This window comes from Clostridioides sp. ES-S-0005-03, assembly GCF_020658455.1.
Lineage (GTDB): Bacteria > Bacillota > Clostridia > Peptostreptococcales > Peptostreptococcaceae > Clostridioides.
In genome coordinates this window covers 1,357,602-1,377,357 of record NZ_JACVWI010000001.1, presented here as the reverse complement: position 1 = coordinate 1,377,357, position 19,756 = coordinate 1,357,602, and the positions used below count along the sequence as shown (strand labels likewise).

Sequence of the window (19,756 nt, the reverse complement as noted above, 5' to 3'; positions counted from 1 at the left end):
TATAAAAATAATTTGTATGGAGATATGTTATGAAAAATTACGTTTGTATAGATATTGGAGGTACTTCAATAAAATATGGATTTATTAGAGAAGATGGGTTAATAATCGATAAATCCAGTTTAGATACTGAAGCAAAAGAAAAAGGTGGACCAGGAATATTATCTAAAATAAAGAAAATAGTTAAAAAATATATGAAAGAAAACAATATTGATGGGATATGTATATCAACTGCAGGTATGGTTGACCCAATTGAAGGTAGGATAGTATTTGCGTTAGAAGAATTAATTCCAAACTATAAAGGTATGGAATTAAAGAAAGAGATAGAAAAAGAATTTAATATAAAATGTGAAGTTGAAAATGATGTTAATTGTGCTGGCCTTGGTGAAATGTGGCTTGGAGCAGGTAAGGGAGCAACTTCTTCTATATGTATGACAATAGGTACTGGTATTGGTGGTTGTGTTATAATAAATAATAAGCTTATAAATGGATTTAGTAATAGTGCTGGTGAAGTAGGATATATGAATATGAATGGAAGTACTTTCCAAGAACTAGCATCAACTAGTAGTTTGGTAAAAAAATTAGCAAAAATAAAAAATATGGATGAAAATGACCTAAATGGGAAAATAATTTTTGATTTAGCAAAGAATAATGACGAAGATTGTTTAAAAGAATTGGATAATATGATAAAATCATTAGCAATTGGTATTGCAAATATATGTTATGTAATAAATCCTGAAGTTGTAATTTTAGGTGGTGGAATAATGGCACAAGAAGAATTTCTAAAACCTAAAATAGATAGAGCATTAAAGGAGATTCTTATAGAAAGAGTTTATAAAAATACTAATGTAGAATTTGCAAAGAGACAAAATGATGCAGGTATGCTTGGGGCATTGTATAATTTTTTAAACAAAATATAGAGAATAGAAGGTTTTTTAATGAGTATTTTAGAACAATTGGAATCACCAGCTTTTAAAGTTACAAAGTCAGATAAATTATTGATAGCTTATATAAAGGAAAATATAGAGGATGTATTTTATAAACCAATATCACAAATTGCTAAAGAGAGTAATATTGGTGAAGCAACTATAACTAGATTTGTTAAAAAAATGAAGTTTAATGGGTTGCAAGACTTTAAAGTTACTTTAGCGCAAGAAATATCAAGTAGTAATAAAAAAAATATTATAAATAAGAATATACAAAATGATGAGCCAGCTTTAGATACAGCCAAGAAACTTTTAAACTCAAATATAACTACTTTAGAGAATACTGTTGAGATAATCAATAGTGTAGATGTTCATGACTGTGCAAGACTTATAATAAATGCTAAAAAGGTTTACTTTATTGGTATTGGATATTCAGGTATAATAGCACAAGATTCAAACTATAAGTTTATGAGAATTGGGCTTAATTGTGTAAGTTTTGATAGTAGTCATACTATGATAATGATGTCTTCTATAATGGAAGAAGGAGATTTAATAGTTGCAATTTCTCATTCTGGGGAAACTGAAGAAATTATAAAAACTGTAAAACTTGCGAGAGCTAATAATGCTAAAATTATATCTATTACTGAAAATAAAAATTCTGAATTAAAGGATATTTCAGATGTGCACTTATCTTATGTATCTGGGGAAACTGTATTGGAAACTGGTTCAATATCCTCTAAATTGGCACAATTTTTTATTATTGATTTAGTATATACACAGGTAGTAAAAGAACTTTCAAATGAAGCTATTGAAAGAAAAATCAAGACTACAAATGCTATAAAACTGTTTAAAAATGAATAAAATCAGATATTTGTAATACTTTATGTGGTTTTCTTAAAAATTTAGTAATGGGGAGATTTTACATGTCTAAATTAAAAGACTATGATATTGACAAAGTAATACTTTTTAATAATTTATGTAGTGAAACTAAGAATCAACTTAAGGAAAAAGCTAAACTAAAAAGATTACAAAGAAAAGAAATTTTATTTTATGAAAAAGAACAATTGGACAGAGTATACGTACTTTTAGATGGGAAAGTATCTATTTTTAAGATAAGCGAAAATGGTGAGAGAAAGGTGATTTTTATATTAAATAATGGAGAAATTATAAATGACATTACCTTTGATTTTACGAAGAATTCTGCTGTTGGATGTGAGGCATTTGAAAATTCAATTGTGTCTTATTATAGCATTGAAGAATTTACAGAAATTATGAAAAATGATTTTCAGCTTACAAAAGATATTATTTCTTATATGGAGAGAAGGACAAGACGTTTATATAGACAGTTAAAAAATTCAATATCTATAAAAGTAGATAAGAAATTAGCAGCAAAATTGTATAGATTAAGTAAAGAGTTTGGAATTTATTGTGGAGAATGGACCTTATTAAATGTAAATCTTACAGTTACATATTTAGCTGATATGCTTGGCTGTAAAAGAGAGACAGTTTCTAGAATGATAAAAGTATTGCAAAAAGAAGAACTTATAAAGATTGATAATAAAGGTTTTTATGTAAAAGAAGCCGAACTATCAAAATACTTTAAAAATAATTAATTATAATTAAATAAAGATATTATTAAGAGAATCTATCCATAGATTCTTTTTTATTTATCTAAAATGATAATATTTGCCTTAAGTTTATTGAAACAGCTTAATTCTGATAGTATAATTAATTTAATATGAACAGTAAATATACAGATGTTGACACAGCTTCTATACTCAGAAAGGGATGTATCAAAATGAAAAATAAAAAATTCATAGGTTATGCTTTAGGTTTGATTTTTATATGTGTATTTGTGATGTTTTCTCTTTGGGATTTTACCTATAATGTTAATTCATTAGTAGAAAAAAGTAAAAAGATGCATTTAGAAGAGTTGTCATTGCAAAGTTCAAATACTATAAATGTTAAGCTTAACTCACTAACAAAGTTTATAAATAGTATTTCTAAAATTATTTCAGAGTCAGAGGGTATGAAGAAAGAAGATATAATGAAATTGCTAAATGATGTATCAAAGGAATCTGATTTTGAAAAAATCTATATTGCATATCCAGATGGTACAGCCTATACAGGTGATGGAAAGGTCTATAATATATCACAACATAGCTATTTTAAGAAAGCAATGAAAGGGGAAAGCAATATTTCAGAAATCATAAAATCATCTGTTAACAATGAAAATAGTTTTATAGTAGCATCTCCTATGTACAAAAATGGTAAAGTGATAGGTGTTCTGTATGGTTCTTATTATACAAGTAAATTAAGTGAATTTATAGATGTGACTAGTTTTAATGGAGAAGGAAGTACATATATATTTGAAAAATCAGGAAATCTTGTCTTAAAATCTACTCCAGGAGAAACTGATGACACCATAAATAATGTTAGCGATTTTTTTGATTTTATTTATGTTAGAGAAGATTACAGTTATAAAAACTTTATTGAAGATATATCAAATAAGAAAAGTGGATTTTTAGAATATAAATTCAAAGGAAAAGAGGAATATGCCACGTATACTCCAGTTGGTATAAATGATTGGTATGTATTGTCTTTTATTCCAAAGACTTTGATAGTGAAAGAGATTTCTAAGATAAACAAACTTGCAATTATATTAACAACTAAAAACTTCATAGCACTTTCAATTTTGATTTTAATTGTATTTTATAAAGAGAAAAAATCCAAAGAAAAGCTTGTAAAAGCAAATCTAGAGATATCTTCACTCACTAACAATATACCAGGAGGTGTTTTTAAATGTAGTGTAGGTGAAAAATATGAATTTGTGTTTTTAAGTGATGGATTTATTAACCTGTTTGAATATACTAAAGAAGAGATAAAATCCATGTTTAATAATAATTTTTATGATGTAATTTATAAAGATGATGTAGATAGAGTGAAAAATGAATTTGCACTTCAAATATTAGAATCAAAAGTAGTTGAAATAGAGTATCGAATGATTACTAAGAGTGGGAATTTTGTGTGGGTTGTAAATAAGTGTGAGCTTATAAAAGATTCTGATGGAAAAGAGTATTTCTACTGTGTGTTGGTTGATATAACAGATTTAAAAAAAGTAGAAGAAGAACTTAAGATTAATGAAGAAAGGCTTAGAATAGCCTTATCCAAGACTTCTAACATAGTATTTGACTATTATATGCATACAAAATCTATACATGTCTCTAGTGATGTCTCTTTAATATATGGATTACAAAAAAATATTGAAAATGGCATAGAATATTTTATAGATTCTGGGATAATACATCCTGACTTTGTTGATGTGTTTAAAGAATCTTTTAATAAAATGGAAAAAGGTGAAGAAAGTGTAGTATCTGTAATAAAAACAAGACTAGTCAATGGAAAATATATATGGAATAGAATGACTCTAACGAATCTATTTAATGGAGCAGAAATTCCAATTAGAGCGATAGGTCTACTAGAAGACATAAATGAGCAAAAAAAAGCTGAAATGCAATATAATCAAGAAGAGCAATATAGAAAAGCTATGTTGTCTGAAGCAATTGCTATATATGAAATTAATTTTTCTCAAGATAAATTTATATCAAGTAATATAAAGCCTGATAACAATTTAGGCTTAAGACCTGCTGGAAAATATTCTGAAGTAATGGAGGCTATTGTTGACGATATAGTTTTTATTTCAGATAGGGAAAACTTTAAAAAAGTATTTTATTATGAAAATGTCTTAGATTCATATAATAAGGGAGTAAATGAGTTAAAGTTAGAGTATCGAAGATATGACATTAATGGTAAGATTTTATGGGAACTTTGTACAATGCATTTACTTAAAGACCCCCAAAGCAATCAACTTAAAGGATTTGCGTACATTAAAGATATAGACAAACAGAAAAAAGAAGAGATTGAGCTTAAATTTAAAGCTGAACGTGATATATTAACAGGAATTTATAATAAAGGTACAACTGAAACTCTAATAAAGAGATTTTTGAGTTTAGACAGAGTTAAAGAAAGTAGTCATGCATTTTTTATTATTGATTTAGACGATTTCAAAGCTATTAACGATAATTTAGGGCATGTCTTTGGTGATAAAGTATTAGTTGAAGTATCAAAAAAATTAACTTCTATTTTTAGAGAGGATGATATAATTGGACGTATTGGTGGAGATGAGTTTGTAGTTTTCATAAAAAATATGAAGAATATAAAATTTATTGAAAACAAAGCGATTGAGCTATGTAATGCATTTAGAAATTATTATACTGGAGAAAATAAGTCATATAAAGTTTCTTGTAGTATTGGAATATCTATTATGCCAAATCATGGAACAACTTTTATTGAATTATATGAAAAAGCAGATAAAGCTCTTTATCATTCAAAAAATCAAGGAAAAGATAGATTTATTATATTTAATGACTCTATTTAAAGTTTAAATGCAAATGGAGGGCTTAAATTTTTAATATAAAGAATATTAAGTTGAATAAGAATATTTTAACTATCTTGATATGATTTAGTTATAAATGGAGGCATATTATGAATGGAAAATATAGATTTACTATTACTATGGTTATTTTTTTACTTATATTAAATACATCATTTGTTTTAGCCACTTCTGAGAAAGAAAAAGTAAGGGTTGGATATTGGCCTAGTTATGGAATTTCTGTTACAAAAGATGGTCAGTTATATGGATATACATATGATTATATGAATGAAATCGCTAAAATAAATAATTGGAAATTAGAATATATACCTTGTGGATGGAGTCAAGGTCTAGAAATGCTTAAAGAGGGAAAAATTGATATATTTGGAGCATTGCAAAAGGATGAAGAACGTGAAGAATACTATGATTATACAAATTTAAATTTTGGATATGAATATGGAGCATTGTATGTGAACTCCAAAAACAATACAATATCTTATAATAATCTAAAAGAGATTGATGGAAAAGTAGTAGGTACAGTTTCAGATAATCATTTTAAAAGTGTATTTGATGAATACTGTAAAAAAAATAAAATATCTGTAAAATATAAGTACATAGAAGGTGCAGAAGAACTTCAAAAGGAACTTGAAAAAGGAACCATTGATATGATACTTACAGGAAGCATTAGAGATATACCAAATACAAAGGTAGTATTACGTTTTTCATCAGAGCCTATCTATTATGCAACAACTAAGGGAAACAAAAAAATACTAGATGGTTTGAATTATGCATTAAATGAGATTAAGCGAGAAGATATATATTATGATGGTAATTTATTTAATAAACATTATAAGAGTACTGCAATAGCTAAAGAAGTATTTACTTTGGAGGAAAAAGAATATATAAAGAAACATCCTGTAATAAAAGTTGTATCAGGTCCTGATACGTCACCACTATCTTTTTTTGATAAAAATACAAATTCCTACAAAGGTATATCAATAGATATATTAAAATCAATTTCAAATAACTCAGGTTTAAAGTTTGAGTATATAAAGGTAGATAATTTTTCAGAGGGTTTAAAAATGGTTGAAAATGGTGAGGTAGATATTTGTGCAAATATGTTTATGTCACGGAGTACTGAGTTAGAGCATAATATTATATTTACTGATGGCTACCTTGAAACTACCATGTTAGGTTTGGCAAAAAATGATATTAGAATGGATGAAAAAACTAAGGTAGCAATGATTAAATGGACAGGGATAGAATCATTCGTAAAAGAATATTATCCAAATCAAGAAGTAAGTTTTTATCCAAATGCTAGTAAATGTATTGAAGCTGTCAAGAAAGAAGAAAGTGATGTATTTATAGGAAGCAACTATATCCTAAATAATATAATTAATACTGAAGAATCTGATGGGCTTATGTTTATGCCAATAAAAAATCAAGTCGTGGATATTGGAATAGGGGTTTCTGAAAAAGCAAATCCTGCATTATTGTCAATACTCAATAAATCCATCAATAGAGTTACAGAAGAAGAGGTTGCAATTGCAGTTACAGGCAGTACGAAGTACTTAGAGCATACAGTTACTCTATTAGATTTTATACAGCATAATATTATGGCATTTATTTTGATAATATTATTTATTATATTTATAGTTTTTGGAATATTTATTGTAAATTATAAGGTACAAATGAATAAATTAAAAAAGATAGCATATGTTGATGAAGTAACAGGTATAAGAAGTCTATTGAAATTTAAAATTGATGCTAATAAGCTTTTTGAAAAATATGGAACGTATAACTTTGTTATATATTATATTAACATAGATAAATTTAAATATATAAATGATATGTTTGGTTTTGAATTTGGAGACAATATTTTAAAATATATAGCAAGAAAAATAGGTGAAAGTATTTTTAAGGATGAAATATATGCAAGATTATCAGACGATAGATTTATTGTAATGACTAAAAAAAGTAATATAGAAAATTTAAGAAAAAGAGCAAATGATTTTTTTGAGATTGTGAATAGTGATAAAGAAAATACATTTAAAATAGATATAATACTTAAATGTGGAGCGTATTTAATTGATAAAGATGATGTAAATATTGATGTAATGATTGATAGAGCTAAGATAGCTTGTCAAACAATAGAAACCAATTATAAGAGTAAAGTTGCTTTTTATGATGATAAAATAAGGCTTTCTATACTTCGTGAAAAAGAAATTGAAAATAATATGGATAATGCACTTTTAAATAAAGAGTTTGTAGTTTATTTGCAACCTAAAATTAACCTTATAACAGATGAGATTGTAGGTTCAGAGGCTCTTGTTCGTTGGATTCATCCAATTAAGGGAACTATATCGCCTAATGATTTTATTCCACTATTTGAGAAAAATGGATTTATAGAAAAACTTGATTTGTATGTTTGGGATAATGTCTTTAGTACAATGTCAAAATGGATAAAAAATGGAATAAAGCCACCACCAATTTCTATAAATGTATCAAGAATTCATTTAAATAATAGAAATATAGTAACTAGTTTAAAATCTTTAATCAATAAGCATAATATACCAGCGCATCTAATAGAACTTGAGTTAACAGAAAGTTTATTTTTGTCAAATATAAGCATGCTTTTAGATATTTTAAATGATTTGCATGATATTGGATTTATTGTATCTATGGATGATTTTGGAAGTGGATATTCTTCACTTAGTCTTTTAAAAAAATTACCAATTGATGTATTGAAGATTGATAGAGAATTTTTAAATGAGACAATTACATCTACACGTGGAGAAAAAGTTATAAAGAATATAATTACATTAGGTAAGGATTTAGATATGCTAATTGTAGCTGAAGGAATAGAAACTGAAGGTCAATTAAATTTATTAAAAAATGCAGGCTGTAATATTGGACAAGGATTTTACTTTGCAAGACCTATGGATATAGAATCATTTGAAAAGCTTGTATTTAAAAGAACAGATTTTTAATTTAAAGTTATAAATAATAAAGAAATATTACTAGAGTTTAATAAACTCTAGTAATATTTTTTTTATTATTTTTAAAACTGTGATAATTATCACAGAAGTATCTAAAATAAAGTGTTAAGATTTAAACAAGATAATAAGTAAGCAAAACTAAAATATAAGAAAGGTGATAAAAATGAAATTAAAATTAGATTCATCCAAATTCAATGAAGGTCTGAATTTCCTAAAAAAAGACTACAAAATATTTGCACCAGTCATAATGCCATTTAAAGGTACTTTTTCAGATACGGACATGATAAGATACAAGGAAGTAAATACTTTTGAAGAAATGGAATTTGCTCAAAAATCAAACTTTTCACCAAAAGAAGTAGTGCTTCCTATTAATCAAGTCTTATTTTACTTTACTGAAAAAGAATTTAAGGAAAGCGATTTAGACAATAAAAAGATTTTAATTTTTCTAAGAGCTTGTGACATAAATGGAATAAAGAGACTCGATGAAATATATTTAAATAATGGAGAAGAAAAAGATTATTTTTATAAACATATTAGAGAAAAAATAAAATTTGCACTTGTAGGATGTAAAGAGAGTTTTAGAAATTGTTTTTGTGTAAGTATGGATTCTAATAAAACTGATAACTATTCACTTGGATTGAATATAGAAGGAGAAACATTGTACTTAGACATAAAAGACAATGAATTTGAAGTATTTAATGGAGAGCCATCAGAATTTGATGTTAGTCATGTAACAGAAAATTTAATTTCTATAGATATACCAGAAAATATTGATTCTAATGAGATAATAGGAAATCCAATATGGGATGAATATGACACAAGATGTATTGGATGTGGAAGATGTAATTTTGTATGTCCAACATGCTCATGCTTTACAATGCAGGATATTTTTTATAAGGAAAATGAAAATGTAGGTGAAAGAAGAAGAGTTTGGGCTTCATGTCAAGTAGATGGATATACAGACATAGCAGGTGGAAATTCTTTCAGAAAAAAACAAGGAGAAAGAATGAGATTTAAAACTATGCATAAAATAAATGATTTCAAAAAAAGATTTGGATATAACATGTGTGTTGGATGTGGAAGATGTGATGATGCATGTCCACAATATATATCATTTTCAAAATGTATAGAAAAAATAAATGATTTAGTAACTAGTAAGGAGGAGATATAAATGAACTCATATATACCAGTAAGTGCAAAAATACTAGACATAGTTAAACATACTGATAAAGAATGGACATTCAAAGTGAATTGTGATACAAAAGGGGTTCTGCCTGGAAAATTCTATGAAATATCTATACCTAAATATGGTGAAAGTCCAATATCAGTATCAGGATATGGAGAAGATTATATTGATTTTACAATAAGAAATGTAGGTAAAGTTACTAGTGAATTATTCAATTACAAAGAAGGAGATTCGTTTTTTATAAGAGGACCTTATGGAAATGGATTTGATGTATCTTTATATGAAGGAAGAGAAATCGTAGTAGTAGCAGGAGGAAGTGCATTAGCTCCTGTAAGAGGAATAGTTGAATATTTTTATAATAATAAAGATAAGTGTGAAAAGTTTAAATTAATAGTTGGATTTAAATCACCAAAAGATGTTCTATTTGCAGAGGACTTAAAAAGATGGAGTGAAAAATTGGATATTTTAGTTACTGTGGATGGAGCTGATGAGGGTTATAGTGGAAATGTAGGATTAGTAACAAAATATATTCCAGATTTAGATATAAAAGATATAAATAATACTTCTGCAATTGTAGTTGGACCTCCAATGATGATGAAATTTACAGTAGGAGAGTTTTTAAAAAGAGATTTAGACGAAAAAAATATTTGGGTTTCTTATGAAAGAAAAATGTGTTGTGGAATAGGAAAATGTGGACACTGTAAGATGGATGATACTTATATATGTTTAGATGGACCAGTATTTGATTATTCATATGCTAAAAATCTTATTGATTAGGGGGTGGAGTTTGTGATAAGAGATTTAAATACTAAAAAAGTAATGAAAAATGCTTATAGAATTACAAAAACAAAATATAAAACTTCTTTAAGAGTTAGAGTGCCAGGAGGTCTTATTGACCCTGAAAGTTTAATCACAGTTTCTAGGATTGCAAATGAATATGGTAATGGTCAGATACACATAACTACAAGACAGGGATTTGAAATCTTAGGAATAGATATGGAAGATATGGAAGAAATAAATAATATCATACAACCTGTTATTGAAAAGATGAATATAAATCAAAGTGAGAAAAATGCAGGTTATCCAGCAGCAGGTACGAGAAACATAGCTGCATGTATAGGTAATAAAGTCTGTCCAAAAGCGCAGTATAATACAACTGAATTTGCAAAAAAAATAGAAAAAGCAATTTTTCCAAATGACTTACATTTTAAAGTGGCATTGACTGGATGTCCGAATGACTGTATAAAAGCTAGAATGAATGACTTTGGAATTATAGGAATGACCTTACCACTATATGAAAAAGATAGATGTGTGAATTGTGGAGCGTGTGTAAAAAAATGCTCAAAACTATCTGTTGGAGCATTAAAAACAGAAAATAATAAAGTAGTAAGAGATGGAGATAAATGCATAGGTTGTGGAGAATGTGTACTAAATTGCCCAACAAATGCATGGACTAGAGATGAAAAAAAATACTATAGATTAGCTATAATGGGTAGAACAGGTAAGAAAAATCCAAGACTAGCAGAAGATTTTCTTTTATGGGCAGATGAAGACAACATAATAAAAATAATACTTAATACTTACAAATATGTAGAGCAATATATAGATAAAGATGCACCAGGAGGGAAAGAGCATATAGGATATATAATTGACAGGACTGGATTCATGGAATTTAAAAAATGGGCACTTGAAGGTGTACAATTTGAAGAAATAACTAAAGTACATGAAAATATATACTGGAGTGGTGTTAAATATCTATAAGTAATAAAAAAATATATTTAAATAAATTATAAATTTAATAGAAGGAAGAGGGAATTATGCATAAAGAAACTTTGGATAAATTAACTAACGCAGCTATAAATAAAATAAATTTATTAAATACAAGTAAGATAAAATATTTAGTGTCTTCTGCTTTTGCAGGACTTTATGTAGGTATCGGTATACTTTTGATATTTACTATTGGAGGGATTTTGACAGATGCAGGTTCTCCTATGACAAAGATAATGATGGGGTTATCGTTTGCAGTAGCACTTAGTTTAGTTGTAATGACAGGAACAGAGCTGTTTACTGGAAATAATATGGTAATGTCTGTAGGTATGCTAAATAAAGGGGTAAGTATAAAAGATACTTCTAAAATATGGATATACAGTTGGGTAGGAAATTTAATAGGAGCTTTAATTTTAGGTATAATGTTTGTAGGAACTGGTTTAGTAGATAAAGGTCCTGTAGCAGAATTTTTTGCAAACACAGCAGCAGCCAAGGCATCTATGCCATTTATGTCTCTTTTCTTTAGAGGAGTTTTGTGTAATATCTTAGTTTGTGTCTCAGTTTTATGTTCATTTAGAACTAACAATGATAGTGCAAAAATAATTATGATATTCCTATGTTTATTTGCTTTCATAACAACAGGGTTTGAACATAGTGTAGCGAATATGACAATCTATAGTGTTTCATTATTTTCTCCAACAATTCAAACAGTTAGTATTGGAGGAGCTATTTATAATTTAGTAGCAGTAACACTTGGAAACATTGTTGGAGGAGCTTTATTTATGGGACTTGGTACTTACATACTAGGTAAAGAAAAAATTAAACAAGTTTGCTAGATAAATCTTACAACGCCCTCAATAAGTACAAATATTGTATTATTGAGAGCGTTGTTTTTAATTTTAAAAAAATATTTGAAAGAAAAAACGTATGCTGGCATATGAATATATATGTTATATATGATTATAAAGTTCGTTAATATATGAATTAAAATTAGAATTATAAATAGAAAAATTAGAATCCTCACGTAGAAAAGACGATTTTGAATACGATAATAAGTGTGATAAAATTGACTTTGTTGAAATTTTTAAGGAGGTATTTGATGACAAAAAAATTAATAATATCAAAAACTAAATTGTTTATTTTTATAATAGCATTTATATCTGCATTTATAGCTTTATTTGGAAGTAAAAATACACTTATAGGTGTGGCTATAGTAACAGCTATGCTAATGCTTTTGGAAAGGGATTTAACTATTTCTCCAATTAAAAATTTACTGAAATACTTGATAATAAACGTAACATTAGGAGTATTATCGTTTTTTGCAGTACAAAATATGTATTTAGGAATTTTATTAAATTTTATAGCATTATTTATAATAGGATATTTATTTAGTTATGACTTGAAAAGGGCTGTATATGTACCTTTTGGTCTTATGTATATATTTATGATAAGTATACCTGTAGGATTAAGCGAATTTCCTATAAGATTATCGGCTTTAGCTAGTGGTTCACTTGTCATAATGATTGCTCAATTTGTTATGAATAGAAATAGAATGAAAAAAATTGGTGACAAAGAATTAATATCTATATGTGATGAGTTGTTGGAAAAAATAAATCTTTTAAAAAATATTATTAACAGTGATAATTCTGTAAATAAGTCTAATATGAGAAAAATAGATAGTTGTAATTACACAATAAATTCTATATCAAAAGGTCTTAAAATGGTTATATTTGATAATAGAAAAGATGATTTTTTTATTAGTATTAAAGGAATGGATATAATAAATATCTTATTTTCATTAGAAAGAATAAGTTTAATCTTAGATAGATATAAAATAGATACTAAGGAATTTGAGGATGAAGACATAAAAAATATGCTAAAAGAAAGTAGTACAAATAGTAAAGAAGATGTTTTAGTTGTAGTATCTAAAGAAGTAAATTATATCAAGATGTGCTTAGAAAATAAAGATAAGATAACTGATAAAGAAATACTTGGATTTAGAGATTATGTTGTCGCTCAAGATACTAAAAATATAAATTTGAAAGAAATTTATAGTGCTTTAGAAAATCTATATGAATTTTTATTAGAGTACAAAAAGGTAAAATCAAAAGAGGAAAAAAGAGTTGAAAGAAAAATAAAGATACCACGTGAATTTAAAAGAATATCAATATATAAACAACATTTTAATTTAAAATCTATAAGATTTTCTTATGCAATAAAAATCGCTTTGGCTGCAGCAATCTCAGGTTTTATTATGGATTATTTTCACTTAAAAGATGGAAGATGGATAATGTTAACTGTGTTTTCATTAACGCAACCTTATGCAGAGAACTGTTTGCAGAAATCCAGAAAAAGAATAGAAGGTACACTAGTAGGAGCGGTAATATTTATTGTTTCATTTTCAATAATAAAAGATAATACATTAAGGTCATTAATAGTACTTTTAGCAGGATACATAAACTCATATGTAGTTGATTATAGAAAACTGATAGTGTGTGTAACTGTTTCAGCCCTTGGTTCGGCAGCAGTTATGGGAGACCCTAATGTTTTAACTATGAGTAGAATTTCATATGTAGTATTAGGTGCAATTATTGCATTAATAATAAATAAATTTGTTTTACCATATGATGCAAAAATGGGGTATCAGCATGTTATAGATGTGTATAAAGGTATAGTTAAAAATATAATTAATGAAGTTAATAAATCTATTGAAAATTCAACCAATGTTCATTATATAAAGAATCTATTATTAGTGCCATCACTTATTGAAGATAGACTTATGCTGATAAATACTATATACAAAGATGAACATCAAGATGATTTCTTAGAAAATCAACAATTACTAATAAGTAATATGTACAATTTATATATAAATGTCAAAAAGAATAATATTAGAGATGAAGATGTAGAAAGAATATTGAGAGATACTAGTTATATTTCAAATTATGATGCTGATAAATATGATGAAGGAAGAAGTGTAATTTTAGATAGTATTGAAAGTACAGTAAGTTTAGGTGATAAAATAATTTGTCTAAATTTACTTCAAACATTAAATGGTGTAAAAGAAATGTATAGAATAAGTAATATCAGTAAAATGTTAGTGCAAGAAGTTGCATAGTTTTCTAATCTAATCTAATTAAATTATATAAAAAGTCATAGCTTTAAAATAAAGTATATGACTTTTTCTTTTATACAATGTTAACAGAAAATAGTATATTAAAAACAAAAACCATATATTTATGAATTTTGTGTGAAAAAGGTTAAAATATTGATTTTTTTCATTGGTTGAAAAAACAATTTACTTAGGATAAACTATAATAGTATTCAAATATTATGGGGGTTAGATTTATGAGTAAAGATGTAAAGGTAAAGCGCAATAAGAAATATGATACATTTAGTATAACTATGGAACTTGAAAGACCTTTACTTTATGATGAGGTTGAAAACGAAGATGATAAAAATGATAATAGAAAATTTAATATAAAAAAGAAAATATTCATGGGAATAGGGATACTGTTTGTATTGATTCTGCTTAGTTTTTTCATATGGATAAACAAAACATATGAACCTCAAAAACTAGCAAAAGAAGCATTAGTTAGCAATAGTAAAGTTGAGGTAACCATAAATGAAAATATTTCATTTACACCGAAGGGTAGAAAAGTTTCTAAAGGTCTAATTTTTTATCCAGGAGCTAAAGTAGAAATTGAATCATATGCACCACTTGCAAGAAAAATAGCAGAAAGTGGATATGAAGTGGTAATTGCAAAAATGCCACTTAATCTAGCTATACTTGGAACTAATAAAGCACAGAAAATTATGGATTCTTACAATAATATAGAACATTGGGTAATAGGAGGTCACTCATTGGGTGGAGTTGTTGCATCTAATTTTGCACGTGACAATAAATTAATTGATGGAGTTGTGTTTTTATCTTCCTATCCAATGGGCAATGAACTAAAACAGCTAGGTAAAAAGGTTATATCTATATGGGGAAGTAAAGATGGAGTAGTTAATTTTAAAAATCTTATAGAAGCAAAAGAAAAACTTCCTGATGATACAACTTATGTTGAAATTGAAGGGGGAAATCATGCACAATTTGGAGATTATGGAAAACAAAAGGGAGACAATGATGCTATTATAAGTCAAGAAAAACAGCTTAAGATTACTGCAAATAGTATTATTAAATTTTTAAATAATATATCTTAAACAAAAGCTTGAAGTTTATAATATATATAAAGTATTATTTTAAGTAAATATTATTAATATAATAAAATTAAGAGTTGATTAAAAGGGGGATTTTAATATGGAATATGATATGCCACTTTATAGACCGCCAAGTGAGGCTTATAGTCTTATAATACAAGTTACACTAGGATGTTCTCATAATAAATGTACATTTTGTAGTATGTACAAATCAAAGAAATTTAAAATAAAACCATTAGAAGTAATAAAAAATGAAATTGATATATTTAGAAGACATTATAAAAATGTAGACAGAATATTTTTAGCAGATGGAGACGCATTGATAATACCAATGGAAAAACTAAGAGATATAATATTGTATATAAAAGAAGTTTTTCCAGAGTGTGAAAGAATTACTCTATATGGCTCTCCTAAGTCTATAGAGAAAAAAACTGATGATGAACTTAAAGAGTTAAAAAAACTTGGTGTTAAGATGATTTATCTAGGGCTTGAGAGTGGAAATGATGAGGTATTAGAAGATATTAAAAAGGGATTTAATAGTGAACAACTTATAAAAGTTGGTAGAAAAGTTAAGCAAAATGGTATTAAATTATCAGCTACTGTAATAGCAGGTCTTGGAGGAACTAAAAAAACGAATCAACATGGAGTTGATACAGGAAAAATGCTAGGAGCAATTTCACCAGATTATGTAGGTGTATTGAGTTTAATGGTAGAACCTAATACTGAACTTTACGATTTACTTCAATCAGGTGAATTTACAGTATTGGAAGATAAAGCTGTGCTACAAGAAATTAAAGAAATGATAAAAAATATAGATACCAATGAAAAAGTCGTATTTAGAAGTAATCATGCCTCAAATTATGTTAACTTAAAAGGAATATTACCTGAGGATAAACAACGTCTAATTGATGAGATAGATTATTATCTAAGTAACTTAAAATTAAAAAGAGAAGAGTATAGAAGACTGTAAAATTTAGCTATTCTTAATATATATGTGTAGATGTAAAATATTAAAATTATCTAGAGTTTAAGTAATCATGCTACATTAATAGTGTATCACTATTAATGTAGCATGATTTTTTTGTTAAGAAACATAATCATAAAATTATAGAAAAAATCTATCAATAATGATGAAAATATGCACTGGTTTAATAGATTTCTACGCATTATAATAGAGACATAAATTTAAAACACAAAAACTATAAACATAAAAACGTGTGGAGGAATAGAAATGAAAATATATCAAAATATCTTTGAACCATTAACTATAAAAAGGATGAATGTAAAAAATAGAATAGTTATGCCACCAATGGGAACAAACTTTGGTGGAGAAAGTGGAGAATTTAAAGATGAACACATTAAATATTATGAACAAAGAGCTAAAGGTGGAACTGGACTTATAATTGTAGAAAATGCTTGTGTAGATTTTCCTTTAGGTTCTAATGGAACTACACAAATAAGAATAGACCATGACAGATACATACCTGCTTTATATAAGTTAACTGAGAGTCTACATAAACATGGTGCATGTGTAGCTATACAAATTAATCATTCAGGTGCTTCAGCTATGCCAGATAGAATAAATGGATTAACTCCAGTATCTTCTTCGAACATACCCTCAAAAAATGGAGGAACAATACCAAGAGAATTAAAGAAAGCAGAAATACTAGATATAGCTAAAAAATATGGAAAGGCAGCAAAAAGAGCTCAAATAGCTGGTTTTGATGCTATAGAGATACACGCTGGACACTCATATCTAATAAGTCAATTTTTATCCCCAATTTACAATAAGCGTACAGATGAATTTGGTGGAAGTCTTGAAAATAGAGCGAGATTTGCAAAACTAGTAATTGATAAAGTTAGAGACGAAGTAGGAGCCTTATTTCCTATATCTTTAAGGATAAGTGCTGATGAATTTATAGAGGGAGGAAATACTTTAGATGATACTTTAAAGCTTCTTGAATATTTAAATGAAGAAGTAGATATATATAATGTATCAGCAGCATTAAATGATTCTATACAATTTCAAATCGATACAATGACATTAGAAGATGGGTGGCGTTCATATATGTCTAAAGCAGTTAAAAAAAGATTTGGAAAAACAACAATAATAACTGGAAATATAAGGAATCCAGAGATAGCATCAAAAATACTTGAAAATAATGAAGCGGATTTTATAGGTATGGGAAGAGGCCTTATAGCTGACCCTAATTGGGCTGAAAAGGTAGAAAATGGAAAAGAAGATTCGATAAGAAAGTGTATTTCATGTAATATAGGATGTGCAGGTAATAGAATTGGAGCAAATAGACCTATAAGATGTACAGTAAATCCAGACTTAATAAATGGAGAAGAATATAAACAAAGAAAAGTAAATAAGACAACAAATGTGGTTGTTATAGGTGGAGGAACGGCGGGTCTCGAAGCCGCAGCCACAGCAGCAGAGGTGGGCTGTAATGTATTTTTATTAGAAGAAAAAGCAGATATAGGAGGGCTTGCTGAGACAATATCAACTTTTCCGGATAAAAGTAGAATAAATGATTTTCCAAAGTATTTAAAACAGAGAGTTAATAAATTAAAAAATTTAATTGTTTTTAAAAATACAAAGGCCGATATTAAATTTATAGAAAATTTAAAACCTGATATAATTATAAATGCTACAGGTTCAAAACCATTACTTCCACCAATAACTGGTTTGATGGATAGGATAGACCAAGAAAATGGAAAGGTGAGTTCAATATTTAAGCTATTTAATGATATAGAATATTTTAAAACAAAAGACTTAGAAAATAAGAAAGTAGTAGTTGTGGGTGGTGGAGCTGTTGGATTAGATGTTGTAGAATTTTTCTCAGAAAATAAGGCTAAAACGTCTATAGTTGAGATGTTACCAGTTGTGGGCAAAGATTTAGACCCTATAACAAAGGTGACAATGATGAAGATGTTAAAAGATTACAATGTTGATGTTTATACAAATACAGCATTATTGGAAGTTGAGGATGATAATTTTAAAGTTAAGAAGAATGAAGAAGAGTTCTTACTAAATTTTGATTATGGATTTATATGTTTAGGAATGAAATCTAATAATCCAATTTTGAATAATTTAAAGAAATATTTTGAAGCTAAAAATGTGGAAGTTCTAAATATAGGAGATAGTAAAATAGCTCGAAGAATAATCGATGGAGTTAGAGAAGGAAGAAATATAATAACAACTTTAGAAAAGTTAAATCTTTTATGATAATAAATAATAGAGATGATTTTAGAAAAGTCGAATCTCTTGTAGAGAATAAATAATAAAAGTAAAGTAATTTTAGAAAAGTTAATTTATCTTTGTTTTATAACCTTAGTACTATTTTTAATTTTAATTATATCAAGTAAGACTATTGGCAATATAGTAGATTTAAGGGAATTCCTAAAAAGATTTCCCCTAAATCTCGTTTTAAGATAAATTAGTCATAAAATATTAAACTAATCTATCAATAGCTCCTGATTGAATGTGTTGAATACTTGATTGGATTTTTTCATATGACCAATCCCACCACTTAATTTTTAATAATTTTGAAATTATATCATCATTAAATCTTTTCTTTATAATTTTTGCAGGTATTCCTCCAACAATAGAATATGGAGGGACATTATTAGTAACTACAGCTCTTGTTCCAATAATTGCTCCATCACCAATTTTTACACCTGGCATAATTACAGCATCATAGCCTATCCATACATCATTTCCAATTACAATATCACCCTTATTATCCCAAGCATCTGTTATATGATTTATGTCTAAATCCCATTCTTCATAAAAGATTGGAAATGTATAAGTAGAGAGTGATTTCATAGTGTGGTTTCCACTAGTCATTAAAAACTTTACATTACATGCAATTGAACAAAATTTTCCGATTATTAATTTATCATTGTTTATAGGATATTGATATAGTACATTATTTTTTTCAAAATCCCTTGGGTCATTATAAAAGTCGTTATATATTGTATAGTCTCCAACTTTTATATTGTCTCTTGTAATCACATTTTTAAGATATATAGTTTGATAATCATTACTTCTTGGATATATTTTATCTGAATTTGGAATAGTCATGTTTAAATCTCTCCTTTATATTATGTTGTTTTCCTGACTATCCCATTATTACAATGCATCTCTTCACAGAATCACTCCTTATATATTACTTATTTATTTATAGTTTATTATTTTATTTTAAATAAAATATTTTTAACTAAATTGTATTTTATTACA

Annotated in this window: 14 protein-coding genes; 13 read left to right on the top strand and 1 reads right to left on the bottom strand. The window is 27.0% G+C overall.

Annotation, left to right across the window (positions count from 1 at the left end):
• Positions 1–29: 29 nt before the first annotated feature.
• The 13 genes from IC218_RS06480 (at position 30) to IC218_RS06420 (ending at position 18,742) form a co-directional block, all read left to right on the top strand.
• Entirely contained in the window at positions 30–917 is an 888-nt protein-coding gene (locus IC218_RS06480) for an ROK family protein (protein WP_227434920.1), read from the top strand.
• A gap of 18 nt (positions 918–935) precedes the next feature.
• Complete coding sequence (locus IC218_RS06475; RefSeq protein ID WP_227434919.1) at positions 936–1,784, top strand: MurR/RpiR family transcriptional regulator; 849 nt, start codon at positions 936–938, stop codon at positions 1,782–1,784.
• Between the two features lie 62 nt (positions 1,785–1,846).
• Entirely contained in the window at positions 1,847–2,536 is a 690-nt protein-coding gene (locus tag IC218_RS06470) for a Crp/Fnr family transcriptional regulator (RefSeq protein WP_227434918.1), read from the top strand.
• 185 nt (positions 2,537–2,721) lie between these two features.
• Positions 2,722–5,361: a diguanylate cyclase domain-containing protein gene (locus IC218_RS06465; RefSeq protein ID WP_227434916.1), complete on the top strand. Its 2,640-nt coding sequence runs from the start codon at positions 2,722–2,724 to the stop codon at positions 5,359–5,361.
• A gap of 107 nt (positions 5,362–5,468) precedes the next feature.
• Positions 5,469–8,345 carry an EAL domain-containing protein gene (locus IC218_RS06460; RefSeq protein ID WP_227434908.1) on the top strand — a complete coding sequence of 959 codons (2,877 nt, stop codon included), beginning with the start codon at positions 5,469–5,471 and terminating at the stop codon, positions 8,343–8,345.
• 172 nt (positions 8,346–8,517) lie between these two features.
• On the top strand, positions 8,518–9,525 hold the full coding sequence (asrA, locus tag IC218_RS06455) for an anaerobic sulfite reductase subunit AsrA (RefSeq protein ID WP_227434906.1): 1,008 nt from the start codon (positions 8,518–8,520) through the stop codon (positions 9,523–9,525).
• Positions 9,526–10,317 (top strand): anaerobic sulfite reductase subunit AsrB, encoded by a 792-nt coding sequence (gene asrB / locus IC218_RS06450; protein ID WP_227434905.1) that lies wholly within the window; start codon positions 9,526–9,528, stop codon positions 10,315–10,317.
• 12 nt (positions 10,318–10,329) lie between these two features.
• The gene (gene asrC, locus IC218_RS06445; protein WP_227434903.1) at positions 10,330–11,301 is read left to right on the top strand and encodes a sulfite reductase subunit C; all 972 of its coding nucleotides are present in this window, start codon (positions 10,330–10,332) and stop codon (positions 11,299–11,301) included.
• Positions 11,302–11,357: 56 nt separating this feature from the next.
• Entirely contained in the window at positions 11,358–12,143 is a 786-nt protein-coding gene (locus IC218_RS06440; RefSeq protein WP_227434902.1) for a formate/nitrite transporter family protein, read from the top strand.
• Positions 12,144–12,406: 263 nt separating this feature from the next.
• Positions 12,407–14,425 carry an FUSC family protein gene (locus tag IC218_RS06435; protein ID WP_227434900.1) on the top strand — a complete coding sequence of 673 codons (2,019 nt, stop codon included), beginning with the start codon at positions 12,407–12,409 and terminating at the stop codon, positions 14,423–14,425.
• 230 nt (positions 14,426–14,655) lie between these two features.
• The gene (locus IC218_RS06430; RefSeq protein ID WP_227434899.1) at positions 14,656–15,513 is read left to right on the top strand and encodes an alpha/beta hydrolase; all 858 of its coding nucleotides are present in this window, start codon (positions 14,656–14,658) and stop codon (positions 15,511–15,513) included.
• Between the two features lie 97 nt (positions 15,514–15,610).
• On the top strand, positions 15,611–16,480 hold the full coding sequence (locus IC218_RS06425; RefSeq protein WP_227434897.1) for a radical SAM protein: 870 nt from the start codon (positions 15,611–15,613) through the stop codon (positions 16,478–16,480).
• 261 nt (positions 16,481–16,741) lie between these two features.
• A complete protein-coding gene (locus IC218_RS06420; protein ID WP_227434896.1) occupies positions 16,742–18,742 on the top strand; it encodes an FAD-dependent oxidoreductase in 2,001 nt (666 codons plus the stop codon).
• A gap of 225 nt (positions 18,743–18,967) precedes the next feature.
• Here IC218_RS06420 and IC218_RS06415 read toward each other — a convergent pair whose 3' ends face one another.
• Entirely contained in the window at positions 18,968–19,600 is a 633-nt protein-coding gene (locus IC218_RS06415; RefSeq protein ID WP_227434894.1) for a CatB-related O-acetyltransferase, read from the bottom strand.
• Between the last annotated feature and the right edge of the window lie 156 nt (positions 19,601–19,756).